Source organism: Providencia sp. PROV080 (assembly GCF_033688105.1).
GTDB lineage: Bacteria > Pseudomonadota > Gammaproteobacteria > Enterobacterales > Enterobacteriaceae > Providencia > Providencia zhejiangensis.
The window spans coordinates 857,288-871,215 of sequence record NZ_CP096346.1; the positions used below are offsets into that span (position 1 = coordinate 857,288).

At 41.1% G+C, this 13,928-nt stretch carries 11 protein-coding genes; 8 read left to right on the forward strand and 3 right to left on the reverse strand.

From position 1 onward, the window contains the following. Positions 1-125: 125 nt before the first annotated feature. From M1F03_RS03660 to M1F03_RS03670, 3 genes are all read right to left on the reverse strand, one after another. Positions 126-899 carry an outer membrane protein OmpK gene (locus M1F03_RS03660; protein ID WP_196713806.1) on the reverse strand — a complete coding sequence of 258 codons (774 nt, stop codon included), beginning with the start codon at positions 897-899 and terminating at the stop codon, positions 126-128. Between the two features lie 250 nt (positions 900-1,149). Next, complete coding sequence (locus M1F03_RS03665; RefSeq protein ID WP_154622411.1) at positions 1,150-2,652, reverse strand: AmpG family muropeptide MFS transporter; 1,503 nt, start codon at positions 2,650-2,652, stop codon at positions 1,150-1,152. Between the two features lie 140 nt (positions 2,653-2,792). Then, positions 2,793-3,371: a YajG family lipoprotein gene (locus M1F03_RS03670; RefSeq protein WP_154622410.1), complete on the reverse strand. Its 579-nt coding sequence runs from the start codon at positions 3,369-3,371 to the stop codon at positions 2,793-2,795. Between the two features lie 242 nt (positions 3,372-3,613). On the opposite strand from M1F03_RS03670, the gene bolA reads away from it, so the two are divergent. The 8 genes from bolA (at position 3,614) to M1F03_RS03710 (ending at position 13,869) form a co-directional block, all read left to right on the forward strand. Then, positions 3,614-3,952 carry a transcriptional regulator BolA gene (gene bolA, locus M1F03_RS03675; RefSeq protein WP_154622409.1) on the forward strand — a complete coding sequence of 113 codons (339 nt, stop codon included), beginning with the start codon at positions 3,614-3,616 and terminating at the stop codon, positions 3,950-3,952. A 354-nt stretch (positions 3,953-4,306) separates the two neighbouring features. Next, positions 4,307-5,611 carry a trigger factor gene (gene tig, locus M1F03_RS03680; RefSeq protein WP_154622408.1) on the forward strand — a complete coding sequence of 435 codons (1,305 nt, stop codon included), beginning with the start codon at positions 4,307-4,309 and terminating at the stop codon, positions 5,609-5,611. Positions 5,612-6,166: 555 nt separating this feature from the next. Beyond that, positions 6,167-6,787 (forward strand): ATP-dependent Clp endopeptidase proteolytic subunit ClpP, encoded by a 621-nt coding sequence (gene clpP, locus M1F03_RS03685; protein WP_154622407.1) that lies wholly within the window; start codon positions 6,167-6,169, stop codon positions 6,785-6,787. A 111-nt stretch (positions 6,788-6,898) separates the two neighbouring features. Further along, positions 6,899-8,176 carry an ATP-dependent protease ATP-binding subunit ClpX gene (clpX, locus tag M1F03_RS03690; RefSeq protein ID WP_154622406.1) on the forward strand — a complete coding sequence of 426 codons (1,278 nt, stop codon included), beginning with the start codon at positions 6,899-6,901 and terminating at the stop codon, positions 8,174-8,176. Positions 8,177-8,383: 207 nt separating this feature from the next. Then, a complete protein-coding gene (gene lon / locus M1F03_RS03695) occupies positions 8,384-10,828 on the forward strand; it encodes an endopeptidase La (RefSeq protein ID WP_154622405.1) in 2,445 nt (814 codons plus the stop codon). Positions 10,829-11,040: 212 nt separating this feature from the next. Further along, positions 11,041-11,316 (forward strand): nucleoid-associated protein HU-beta, encoded by a 276-nt coding sequence (gene hupB / locus M1F03_RS03700; RefSeq protein ID WP_196713809.1) that lies wholly within the window; start codon positions 11,041-11,043, stop codon positions 11,314-11,316. Positions 11,317-11,490: 174 nt separating this feature from the next. Then, the gene (ppiD, locus tag M1F03_RS03705) at positions 11,491-13,359 is read left to right on the forward strand and encodes a peptidylprolyl isomerase (protein WP_318840082.1); all 1,869 of its coding nucleotides are present in this window, start codon (positions 11,491-11,493) and stop codon (positions 13,357-13,359) included. A gap of 147 nt (positions 13,360-13,506) precedes the next feature. Beyond that, entirely contained in the window at positions 13,507-13,869 is a 363-nt protein-coding gene (locus tag M1F03_RS03710) for a ComEA family DNA-binding protein (protein WP_163860716.1), read from the forward strand. The last annotated feature ends 59 nt before the right edge of the window (positions 13,870-13,928 follow it).

A 13,928-nucleotide genomic window follows, 5' to 3' on the forward strand; every position in this document is an offset into this window, starting at 1 on the left:
ATACGGCTTTTAACGCCGATAAGAGGCTTGAGGCCATCTTATCGGCTAAAACAACTAAGAAAAATTGTTATTTTCTTGAAAAGAAAAGAGAGTTTCTAAATTTTTCTACAGTTAAATATAAACACTTAGAATGTATATTTTAATGTATAAATGATTGCGTCTTGATAAAAATCATCGCCTAGCTTATTGTCAGCATAGCGGTATTGCACACCCGCAGCTAAGTGTGGTGTTGCATTCCACCAAAAGGCGAGAGCACCATTGACGCCGTCACGCCCACCGTTGCCGTAGCGCTTATGACGAGCAAATTCCATTTCATGCCAGTTAGTGATCATGAAATCTTCTTCAAACATCTTGAAGCCATAACCTGCAACCCAACCAACCACATAGCCGTTATTGCCTGAGTAGAAAGTTTGGTCAACATAATGTAATGCAACGAATGGTTTGAACCACAGATCACCGAATGAAGTGTTGTAGCCTAAGCCATATAATGTGTTGACTTCATGGAAATTGCCGCCATATTTAGCACCTGGCATTGACCAAGTACCGTAAACATGACCATAAACGTTAAAGCCACTATCGCCTAGATAGAAACGACCTGTCGTTTTGATGGTGTAACGTTGGTTACGGCCAGGCTCAGTACGACGTTTGTGGAATGGATTTTCGACATCAAAAAATCCATACAATTCACCCCAATTAAAGTTAGCTCCGCCTTCTAACTCAATGTAGGCAAAATCTTTTTTGCGAGTGGTGTTTTCTGATTTAGTTTCGGTGCGGTGAGACCAGTCTAAGTAATTGACATTGATGTCCGCGAAACCATTCTGATAGCCAAGAAAGTCGTCAGCATTTGCCGTCCCAGCTAAAGACGCAAGTGCAGCGACGCAGAGAAGTTGTTTTTTCATGATATATTATTTTCGTTTGAGTATTAACGATATTTATTTGTTATTCAGCCATAAGGCTGATTAGCCCTTAACGTGTGAGATATTAGGCTTTTAATTTGTAATTAAAAAATATATTTCATTAAATAGGTGATATGCATCACGCTATGAAGGTAGGGATATCAATATTTGCTAGTCAGATCTAATTTAAAAGGTCAAGAAAAAACCCGAAATGAATTAATTTCACTTCGGGATGATTGATTGAGTTAATAATTTATTTCTTAACTATCTTGCGTACTGCAAAGAAGTCGAGACAGCCACCAATGATTAAACTGAGTGCGCCAATACTTGCGCCTGTATTGAAAATGAAATTCTTATATTCAGGTAGGGCAAGCCAAAGGGATATTTGATTGGTGAATAAGTAAATTTTGACTGTAGTAAACGAGGTAACTAATAGTGTTAATAGCCATAGTGCTAATATAGCAATTGCGGTTAAGAGGATATAAACGGCAATTTTATAAGCTTGTGGATACAGCTCCCTGCGTTGGAATAACCCAGTGGTTTGCGTATAGCTCAACGAGGTTTTACAGGCAAGTAAGAGCAGAATACTGGGCACCGAAACAACAATAGAAATCAGGTAGAAGGTTGGCCAGCCGTAAGAAAGAACAACAATACTGGCAACAGGGCCTATATACACTCGAGCGATAGCCGAAAGTGCAGAGAGTAAAGCGAATTGTGTTGCAGATAATGACTTATTACATAGAGTCATGAGTAATGCCACGAACGCCGCGGTTCCCATTCCTGAAAAAATATTTTCGATAACAATGATTGAACCCATACTGATAATGTTTGGTGGTGTGACCGCTAGGAACCAATAGCCGATATTTGAGGCGCCTTGCAAAATACCAAACACCAATAAGGCGTTAAATAGGCTCATGTTCTTCATTAGGTAACCGCCAAACAATGCCCCGAAGATGGTTGCTGCCATACCGACAGTTTTATTGACCGCAGCAACTTCGCTTAAGGTAAAGCCAAGACCACTCAATAAGAAGTTAGTACTAAGCGCCATCACAAACGCATCACCCATCTTATAGAATACTAATAATAAGAGGACTAGCCAGGCATTGTTGCGGCTAAAAAACTCGGCAAGCGGTTTATAAATCGCATCTTTCAGTGAGGTTGGCGGGGTACCACTATCTTCTGGTTCTTTGGCGAGCAGAGTCGCAAAAACACCAATGAGCATCAGCCCTGCCATCACCATATAAAGTTGTTGCCATGTGAGAAATTTATCTGCCATCCATAATGCTAGCCCACCAGACACCAGCATACTGATGCGATAACCCATCACTGAGACTGCGGCACCAAAGCCTCGTTCTTCCGCGCTGAGCAGGTCCGTCTTATAGGCATCAAAGACAATATCTTGTGAGGCAGAACAAAAAGCGACCATAACAGCCAGCGCTGCTAGCCACCATAGATGGTCTGATGGATTCATAAAACCCATTGCACCGATACTGAAAATAAGCAGGATTTGTGTGGTCAGTAACCATCCTCTACGCCGGCCAAGAAAGGGCGGGGTATACCGATCCATCATTGGAGACCAAAGAAACTTTAATACATAAGCTTGACCAACCAGTGAAAAAAAACCAATCGTTTTAATATCGATATTTTCAACCGTCAACCAAGCTTGTAGCGTGCCAGCAGTCAGTGCTAACGGAAGGCCGGATACAAAACCTAATAGGATTAAAATGACTGAATTGGGTAAAAAAGCACGGGACATAATCTTCCTATGATTGGTTATGAGCTAAATAAAAGGCTTTCCGTTATTGAATAATGGTGAAGGCGCTATTCACCGTTTCATTGAGTGCCTATTCTATAGAGATAGGCACTCAATGTATGACAAAACATCGTCTCGAATCATTATCGAGCGTTTTGTTTGATAAATTGGGTCAATTCTTGATCATTAGCCATATCGTTGATCAGATCAGTGAGTGCAAGATTGATCGCTTTTTCAATTTTATCGTTGCTAGCACCCAGTAATTCTTGGTTATTGTAATTACGTGTGAATGTCCGTGATTTGGTGGAACCATTCGGTGCCGTTGCGGTAACCGTTACGCTAGAATTCACGGTAATATTATGGCGTAAACTGCCTTCACTGACTTGGGCGTTTAATTGGTTCAGTTGAACGACCAAGTTGACATTGGCAGGAGATGACACCATGAAGCCGCGAGCAGCCATTTGTTTTTCAACCGCTTCTTGCATTAAATAGCGTGGATCACGGGAAGGAGACAGCACCACCAAACTTCCATTACGGTTGATTTCTGTCAGTGCTTTTGAAGGCCGACTATCTACGCTGCTAACACTAATTGCGGTTGCATTCAGCGTCGGATTTCGTGCTGGCAAAGTAATCTTGGGTTCGAGTGATAAAGTATTACTGCTTGTTGCACAACCAGCTAGAAGAAATAGTGCAAAAAGAGGAAAACAAAGTTTTCTTAACATAATTTTTTCCAGTTCATCTTTCCTAATTGGGGTTGTTCCGTTATGGTGCAACCTAACGAACCCTTATACATTTAACTAGGGTTATAGTTTCACCCTGACGGGTTTTCTGAAAGGTTAGACAACCATTTCGAGAAAAATTCGTCAAAGTGGTAGTTATCATATCATTGTAGCGCGATTGTCCTCTATCACTACAAAAAAAGATAACAAAACGTCAATGGTGGTTGAACAAAGGAGTGATTTTTATGGGGATTGATGCACCGCTAAATATGCAATCACATATTCAGCAAAAGCTGCATGCAGCCTTTGAACCCGCTTATCTTGAAGTGATCAATGAAAGCGATCAACATAATGTTCCTGCGGGCTCAGAAAGCCACTTTAAAGTGGTTTTGGTCAGTGAAAAATTTGAAAACAAACGTATGGTTGGCCGTCATCGTGAAATTTATGCTATTTTGGCAGATGAATTAGCGGGAAGTATCCATGCTTTAGCGCTACATACTTATACCCCTTCAGAGTGGCATAATTTAGCGGATACGGCACTGAATTCTCCTGCATGTCGTGGTGGCGGTAAAATAAACAGCTGATTGATTCGCTGTTTGACTGTTATTATGATGAGACGATTTATGTCATTTTATGAATGTTGGCATTAATATCGATGTATGTTTTTTCCCCAATTTGCTTGGGGAGTGCTTTTTTTAGTCGGAAAAGTCACAAATAAAGAGGAATAATCGCTTCTTTTATCAGCTTTTCTCGACTCGGGGCATCTGCATCGGTATAATGTCGCGTCTAATTTTCAGTAAGGTTTCGGGACGCTTCTGATATCAGGGATGACCGTTGTGTAAGCAACGCCCCCGGTTCTGGAAGGGAGAAGGTCATTATGATTTAATGGCTTAACTCTGGAGTAGACCGATCACTAAGATTTTTTTTGAGGTAAGAAGATGCAAGTTTCTGTTGAAACGACTCAAGGCCTTGGGCGTCGTGTAACAATCACCGTTCCTGCTGCCGATATTGAAAAAGCAGTAAACAGCGAGCTGGTTAACGTCGCGAAGAAAGTACGTGTTGATGGCTTCCGTAAAGGAAAAGTGCCAATGAACATCGTTAAACAGCGTTACGGCGCGTCTGTTATGCAAGACGTTCTGGGCGATGTGATGCAACGTAACTTCATCAACGCAATCATTGAACAAAAAATCAATCCAGCCGGTGCACCTAGCTACAAGCCTGAAATGCTGGAAGATGGTAAAGATTTTGTTTACTCAGTTGAATTCGAAGTCTATCCAGAAATCGAACTAAAAGGTCTGGAAACTATCGAAGTAGAAAAACCAGTTGTTACTGTTAAAGATGAAGATCTTGAAAACATGCTGGAAACGCTACGTAAACAACAAGCTCAGTGGAAAGAAACATCTGAAGCCGCAGCGGCTGATTCGCGTATCACAATTAACTTCACGGGTTCAATCGATGGTGAAGAATTTGAAGGCGGCAAAGCAGAAGATTTCGCACTAGTTATGGGCGAAGGTCGTATGATCCCTGGTTTTGAAGATGGCATCGTTGGCCACAAAGCGGGTGAAGAATTCGATATCGAAGTTAATTTCCCAGAAGATTACCACGCTGAAAACCTGAAAGGTAAAGCAGCGAAGTTTGCTATCGTTCTGAAGAAAGTTGAACAGCGTGAACTGCCAGAATTCACTGAAGAATTCATCAAGCGTTTCGGTATTGCTGACGGCACTTTAGACGGTCTGCGCGCGGAAGTGCGTAAAAACATGGAACGCGAACTGAAAAATGCGGTACGTAACCGTATTAAAGCTCAAGTTCTGGATGGTTTGGTTAATGCGAATGACATCGAAGTTCCCGCTGCGGTGGTTGATGGTGAGATCGATGTTCTGCGTCGTCAAGCTGCACAACGTTTCGGTGGTAACGAGAAACAAGCGATGGAACTGCCTCGTGAGCTGTTCGAAGAACAAGCGAAACGTCGCGTTGTTATCGGCCTACTGTTAGGTGAAGTGATCAATTCGAACGAACTGAAAGCTGATGAAGATCGCGTTAAAGTTCTGATTGAAGAAATGGCTTCAGCTTATGAAGATCCAACTGAAGTTATCGAATACTACAGCAAAAACAATGAGCTGATGAATAGCGTTCGTAACTTAGCTCTTGAAGAACAAGCGGTTGAGAAAATTCTGGAAGTGGCTAAAGTGACTGAAAAAGAAACTAACTTCAATGAACTGATGAACCAAGTTCAAGCTGGTTAATTTCGTTTTATCCGCGTTATAAATAAAAAACCCGTGGCGTATGCTGCGGGTTTTTTGTCAATGATATCGGCGTCATCTCTCAGATTAGGTTGATAGCGTGGTACGCTTATGTTCAAGGTATACCGTGATTTTTGTTCCTCGAGCACCTGAGTATCTACCTTAATATCGAGCTAATTTTTAGAGGACAAGCGAAGATAGTCTTGAAAATAACATTTTCGCCCTAATTTTATTATAAATGTTGCTGTATATTCTAATTATATCGGCTGTTAGGCTGGGTGAATCTTACAGAACAAATCCGTGAATCCTTACAGACTTGTGTTAAACTATTTTACAGTGAGTCTTGTTTTCTACAGCATAATTCATCTCATTAATGCACACTTCTTTGAGGGTCTTTAGGCTAAACACAAAGAAATAATCAAATGAGATAGCAGTGAAAATATGTGAGATAGATAATTTTTAAAGACAAACTGTTTGTTTGCTGCTTAGAATGCGTAAAAGTCGAACAAACAGCAAATTTAGGCGCAAGCACCAGAAAGTTTTTAATAGGAGATTTCGATGTCATATTTTGGCGGTCAGGAAAATCTAGCATCCCAAATGGCACTCGTGCCAATGGTCATTGAGCAGACCTCTCGGGGTGAACGTTCATACGATATTTATTCACGTCTGTTAAAAGAACGTATTATCTTCCTGACAGGTCAGGTGGAAGATCATATGGCGAACTTAATTGTCGCACAGATGCTATTTTTGGAAGCAGAAAACCCAGAAAAAGATATCCAGCTTTACATCAACTCCCCAGGTGGCGTGATTACAGCAGGTATGTCCATCTATGACACAATGCAATTTATTAAACCTGATGTTAGTACGATCTGTATGGGACAAGCTTGTTCTATGGGATCATTCTTGCTAGCTGCGGGGACTAAAGGTAAACGCTTCTGCCTACCAAATTCTCGCGTGATGATCCACCAACCACTCGGTGGTTATCAAGGACAAGCGACCGATATCGAAATTCACGCTCAGGAAATTCTGAAAGTGAAAGCGCGCATGAATGAGTTAATGGCATTGCACACAGGTAAGCCTGTCGAAGAAATCAATCGTGACACAGAGCGCGATCGTTTCTTGTCTGCAAATGAAGCTAAAGAGTATGGTTTGGTTGACCATATTTATACTAGCCGTTAATTAACTAAGGTTTATACATACTTAATTAATATCAAAGAAATTTATTCCTCCGTTTTATCGCGCAAGATAGTGAATAAACGGGGGAAAATTGACGATAAGTGAGGTCAACTGATGACAGATAAGCGCAAAGAGGGGTCAGGTAAACTGTTGTACTGCTCTTTCTGCGGAAAAAGTCAGCATGAAGTCCGCAAGCTGATTGCCGGTCCGTCAGTCTATATTTGTGATGAATGTGTCGATTTATGCCTCGATATCATCCGTGAAGAGATCAAAGAACTGGCTCCTCATCGTGAGCGTAGTGCATTACCTACCCCACATGAGATCAGAGAGCATCTTGATGATTATGTGATAGGTCAAGAACAGGCGAAAAAAGTATTGGCTGTCGCCGTCTATAATCACTACAAGCGATTACGGAATGGTGATACAACCAGCGAAGGTGTTGAGCTTGGTAAAAGTAACATTTTGCTGATTGGTCCAACAGGCAGCGGTAAAACATTGCTGGCTGAAACCCTTGCTCGTTACTTGGATGTGCCTTTCACGATGGCAGATGCCACCACCTTAACCGAAGCGGGTTATGTTGGTGAAGATGTTGAAAACATCATCCAAAAATTACTGCAAAAATGTGACTACGATGTAGAAAAAGCGCAACGTGGTATTGTTTATATCGATGAAATTGACAAAATTTCACGTAAATCTGATAACCCTTCAATTACCCGTGATGTTTCAGGTGAAGGGGTACAACAAGCGTTGTTGAAACTGATTGAAGGGACAATTGCAGCCGTTCCACCTCAAGGTGGTCGTAAGCATCCTCAGCAAGAGTTCTTACAGGTTGATACCTCTAAGATCTTATTTATCTGTGGAGGTGCTTTTGCGGGGCTCGATAAAGTGATCGGTCAGCGTTTAAATACGCGTTCAGGTATTGGTTTTGCTGCTGAGGTTAAAGGCGAATCCGAGAAAATTACTGAAGGTGAATTGTTAGCACAAACAGAGCCTGAAGATCTGATCAAATTTGGTTTGATCCCTGAGTTTATCGGTCGTTTGCCAGTGGTGGCAACTTTAACGGAATTGAGTGAAGAGGCGCTTATTCAGATCCTTCAAGAACCCAAAAATGCGCTAACTAAACAGTACCAAGCGCTATTTAGCCTTGAAGGGACAGAATTAGAGTTCCGTGAAGAAGCGTTAAAAGCGATTGCTAAAAAAGCAATGGCTCGTAAAACGGGGGCTCGTGGTTTACGTTCTATTGTTGAAGCGGCATTGCTAAATACAATGTATGACCTGCCTTCTATGGATAATGTAGAAAAAGTCGTTGTTGATGAAAATGTCATTAATGAACAATCAGAACCATTACTGATCTACAGCAAACCTGATGCTCAAGCCTCCGGTGATAATTAACGCCTAGGATTTAGCAACGACAAGTTATGAGTGAAATGAGGGTTCCTCCCTCATTTCATTTTTATCTTCAAGTACCCATTGAATGCTAAAATCTTATCCCCATATAGTTTATATTCTGAGTGTGGTTTCTTTGCTTTTTAAATACACTTTTTTAAGCAATAGTTGGAAACCCTTAAACTAGCGCAAGCTAAACGAAGAGAGAGCTTTATGAATCCTGAGCGTTCCGAACGCATTGAAATACCTGTATTGCCTCTGCGTGATGTAGTGGTGTACCCACATATGGTGATCCCACTGTTTGTTGGACGTGAAAAATCCATTCACAGTCTGGAAGCAGCGATGGATCATGACAAGCAAGTAATGCTGGTAGCCCAAAAAGAGGCCTCAACTGATGAGCCTGGGGTTAATGATTTATTTTCTGTTGGTACCGTAGCTTCAGTTATTCAAATGCTGAAATTGCCCGATGGGACAGTTAAAGTATTAGTTGAAGGCTTAAGAAGAGCGCGTATAAGCAGCTTAACTGACAATGGCGAGTATTTCTTAGCACAAGCAGAATATTTGCAGCCTGAAGCTGTGAAACAAGCTGAAGATGCAGATGATTTTTACAATGAAGATAGCGCTCAAGCTAAAGTCGCAGAACTTCTTGATGAAAAAGAGCAAGAGGTTCTTTATCGCACTATTGTCAATCAGTTCGAAAGCTATATTAAACTGAATAAAAAAATTCCACCTGAAGTTTTGACATCGCTGCATTCGATTGAACAAGATCAACTCGATAAATTAGCGGATACCATAGCGTCTCATATGCCACTTAAATTGGCCGATAAACAACGTGTGTTAGAGATGGCGAATGTTGCTGAGCGTGTTGAATTCCTGATGGCCATGATGGAATCTGAAACTGAGCTGTTGCAAGTTGAGAAACGCATCCGTAACCGTGTCAAAAAGCAGATGGAAAAAAGCCAACGCGAATATTATTTGAATGAGCAAATGAAAGCGATTCAAAAAGAGCTTGGTGAAATGGATGATGCGCCCGATGAATACGAAGCGCTGAAACGCAAAATTGAAGAAGCAAAAATGCCAAAAGAGGCTCATGAAAAAGCTGAAGCAGAATTGCAAAAGCTAAAAATGATGTCTCCAATGTCAGCAGAAGCCACAGTAGTGCGTAGCTACATTGATTGGATGGTTCAGGTACCATGGCATGCTCGTAGCAAAGTGAAAAAAGACCTTGTTAAGGCGCAAGAAGTACTAGATACAGACCATTATGGCCTAGAGCGTGTTAAGGAACGTATCCTAGAGTATCTGGCGGTACAAAGCCGTGTCAGTAAGATTAAAGGCCCAATCCTATGTTTGGTTGGACCACCAGGGGTAGGTAAAACCTCACTTGGTCAATCTATCGCAAAAGCAACAGGCCGTCAGTACACTCGCATGGCATTAGGTGGCGTACGTGATGAAGCGGAAATTCGTGGTCACCGCCGTACCTATATCGGTTCTATGCCGGGTAAACTGATCCAGAAAATGGCAAAAGTTGGAGTGAAAAACCCGCTGTTCCTGTTAGATGAGATTGATAAAATGTCTTCTGACATGCGAGGTGATCCTGCTTCTGCATTACTCGAGGTGTTAGATCCTGAGCAAAACGTCGCATTTAACGATCATTATTTGGAAGTTGATTACGATCTTTCTGATGTGATGTTTGTGGCTACGTCTAACTCGATGAATATTCCTGCGCCGTTGCTCGATCGTATGGAAGTTATTCGTCTGTCTGGCTATACAGAAGATGAGAAACTAAATATCGCTAAGCAGCATTTGCTGCCGAAGCAAATCCAACGCAACGCATTGAAAAAGAATGAGCTAACGATTGATGATAGTGCACTCATTGGCATTATCCGTTACTACACTCGTGAAGCAGGTGTCCGTGGTTTAGAGCGTGAAATTTCGAAACTGTGTCGTAAAGCGGTTAAGTCCTTATTAATGGATAAGAAGCTGAAACATATCGAAATTAATGCTGATAACCTGAAGGATTTCTTAGGTGTTCGTAAGTTTGATTATGGTCAAGCCGATACGGAAAACCGTGTAGGTCAAGTCACCGGATTGGCGTGGACCGAGGTCGGCGGTGACTTGTTAACGATTGAGACAGCTTGTGTACCTGGTAAAGGTAAGCTCACTTATACTGGTTCATTAGGTGAAGTGATGCAAGAATCTATTCAAGCTGCGTTGACTGTTGTTCGAGCTCGAGCAGAAAAACTGGGCATCAATAGCGATTTCTATGAGAAACGCGATATTCATGTTCACGTACCTGAAGGTGCGACACCGAAAGATGGCCCAAGTGCAGGTATTGCTATGTCAACGGCCTTAGTTTCCTGCTTAACAGGTAATCCTGTTAAAGCGGATGTCGCAATGACAGGTGAAATTACGCTAAGAGGTCTTGTATTACCAATTGGTGGACTGAAAGAAAAATTACTTGCAGCACATCGTGGTGGTATTAAAACGGTATTAATTCCATTTGAGAACAAACGTGATTTGGAAGAAATTCCAGAAAATGTGATTGCTGATTTGGAAATTCACCCTGTTAAAACTATTGAGGAAGTCCTCTCTTTGGCATTAGCGAACCCGCCATTTGGTGTGGAAATCGTAAAAAATAAGTCAAAAAGAGTGAGCTGAATCAAGAAGTTTGCATAAAAGTATGGCTGATAACCTATTTAGGGGTTGTCAGCCTTTTTTTTCGTCGCTAATTTAACGATGATTCTGATAATTATTTGGATGTAATCTGTTCTCTTGCCATTGGCATTCAGGATTGATATAACGGCTGCATCATTAATTAGCTTAATAGCCTAATTAAGATCATAGTCAAAACTAATATGGGGATGATAAGAGTGAATAAGTCTCAACTGATTGATCAAATCGCTTCTGAAGCGAATATTTCTAAAGCTGCAGCTGGCCGTGTTGTTGATGCGTTTGTTGCATCAGTCACTAGTTCACTGAGCAAAGGTGATGATGTTGCTTTAGTTGGCTTTGGTACATTCACCGTTCGTGAACGTGCCGCTCGCACAGGACGTAACCCACAAACAGGTAAAGAGATTAAGATCGCTGCGGCGAAAGTACCTGCTTTCCGTCCGGGTAAAGGTTTAAAAGACGCAGTTAATAGCTAATTCAGTTTTATTTTGGGATTGTTTTATTTTTTTTCAAAACACTCACTGACTGAAAATTATTAATCAGCTAATATAGAGGCGCATCATGGAAATGGTGCGCTTTTTTTTCAATCTGAGTTAAGATTAGCGTATTATTAGGAAATTGAATTTAACAAAGCGGAGTTAAGCCTTTTTATGATGGACAATCTACGCACGAAGGTGAACAGTCCTTTTATCAAACTGATACTGGCTATCATTATCCTGTCATTCGTGCTGACAGGGGTTGCTGGTTACATGATTGGCGGTACAAGTAATGATGCTGCTGAAGTAAATGGGCAGCCAATTAGCAGGGAGCAACTACAACAGGCTTTCGCACAAGAGCGTCAATCTTTACAAGAATATTTGGGAGATAAGTTTTCTGAAGTTGCGGGTAATGAAGAAAGCATGAAATTATTACGCCGACAAGCTTTGGATAACTTGATTAATAACGAATTAATCAATCAGTACGCTAATGAGTTAAATCTGTCAGCGAGTGATGCTCAGATAGAAAGAGCCATTTTTGCTATGTCGATTTTCCAAACGAATGGGAAATTTGATAGTGAAAAATACCGTAATATTTTAAGCCAGTACAATGTCAATGCGGATAATTTCGCGGCGCAAATTCGTACTGATTTAGTGCGTGCTCAATTGGCTAAGGCATTTACTGGTAGTGACTTTGCTTTACCTTCAGAAGTGAAAAATTACGCTGAATTATTTTTGCAAGAACGTGAAATTCGTACAGCGACCCTGTCATTAGCTGATATTGAAGCTAAACAGACTGCGCCTGAAGATGAATTAAAAGATTACTACAATGCGAATCAGAACAGTTTTATCTCTCCTGAAAAAGTTCAGGTCAGCTATGTTGAGATTGATGCCGCTTCTCTACCTGAACTGACCGTTTCTGATGCAGAAATAAAAACTTATTATGATCAAAATCTGAAAAATTATACTCAGGCTCAGCAAAACCACTACAGTATGATTCAGGTTGCTTCAGAGAAAGAAGCGAATGAAATCCTTGATCAGCTAAAAGCGGGGGCGCAATTCGACGTGTTAGCCTCTGAGAAATCAACGGATAAGTTTAGTGCCGGCAATAAAGGTGTGATCGGGTGGATGGAAGAAGCCTCAACACCCGCTGAGATTGCGAATGCGAAATTAACTGAGAAAGGGCAACTTTCTGCGCCGATCAAGTCTGGCTCAAACTTTGTTATCTTCCGTTTAGATGATATTAAGCCTGAAAGCACGAAACCTTTCGATGAAGTCAAAGATTCGATTAAGACGACGTTAACGCAAGATAAAAATGTTAAACAGTTTTATGACTTGCAACAAAAAGTCAGTGAAGCAGCGACGAATGACAATGAGTCTTTAGCGTCAGTAGAAGAGGTATCAGGCTTAAAAGTGGTAACCACCGACTGGTTTGATAAAAATAATCCACCGGCCGCTTTAAACTTCCCTAAAGTCATTAACGAAATATTTAGTGAGCGTTTAGTGGATAAAAATGGTTCAACGGGGATTAACTCGGATGTGATTAATGTTGAAGGTGACCGTGCGTTTGTCGTCCGTGTTACCCAATATAAGCCGGAACAAACTGAATCATTCGAAACCGTTAAATCTCAAATCGAAGCATTAGTTAAACGTAAAAAAGCAGATGCTGAGCTAAAAGCAGAAGGCGATAAATTAGTCGCTGCACTGAAAGAAGGTAAAGGCGAGGCTGCATTGAGCGCTGCTAATGTTAAGTTTACTGCTCCTGAAACCGTTTCTCGTATGATGCCTCAAACACCAATTATTGGTGCAGCAATGGCGATGGCGAAACCAAGCGAAGGTAAGGTGACTTATACGACGGCTCGAGATGCACAAGATAACTTAGTCATTATTCAGCTTGATAAAGTGATCCCAGGTAAAGCGTCTGATGAAGAGCTAGCCCAACTGACCAAAGAGTACCAAGGTATGATGGGCAGTGCGGTAAATGAAGCGTTGATGCTTAACTTGCGTGAGAAAGCCAAAGTTGAAGTATTGAACCTCGAGTAATTTGAGACGCTGTTCGCAATTACAATTGTAATTGAATTTATCTTAAGGCCACCTTTGGGTGGCCTTTCTTATTTCTGTTAAGCGAAAACAGCGTTTGTCTTTTGATTTTGGCATTGTGCTATCTCAATTTAAAACAGGAGAAAGCCAATGACATGGATGAAATCTATAAAGCAGTTACTAGGGAGTATCGTCGTCATTTCCTCGATGTTGATGTGTTCACACGCCGTATTAGCTAAAAAAATCGAGCCTGATAAGACGATGACAAACAAACATTTTCAAGAAGAAAAAACATTACCAGCGGGTGTCGATAACATCGCCCAAGTTAATATTAATCAGGCTAGTGCAGAAGAATTAGCAAAAAAGCTTCATGGTATTGGTATACAAAAGGCAAAGGCAATTGTTGAGTATAGAAATACATATGGGGCATTTAATACTATTGAAAATATTTTAGAGGTGCGTGGAATAGGGCCTGCATTTTTAGAAAAAAACCGAAGTAAATTGACCTTATAACAAGTGGGGTGCTCACATTAATATGTGAGCACTTCATACCGTGAAATGGGTGATATGAA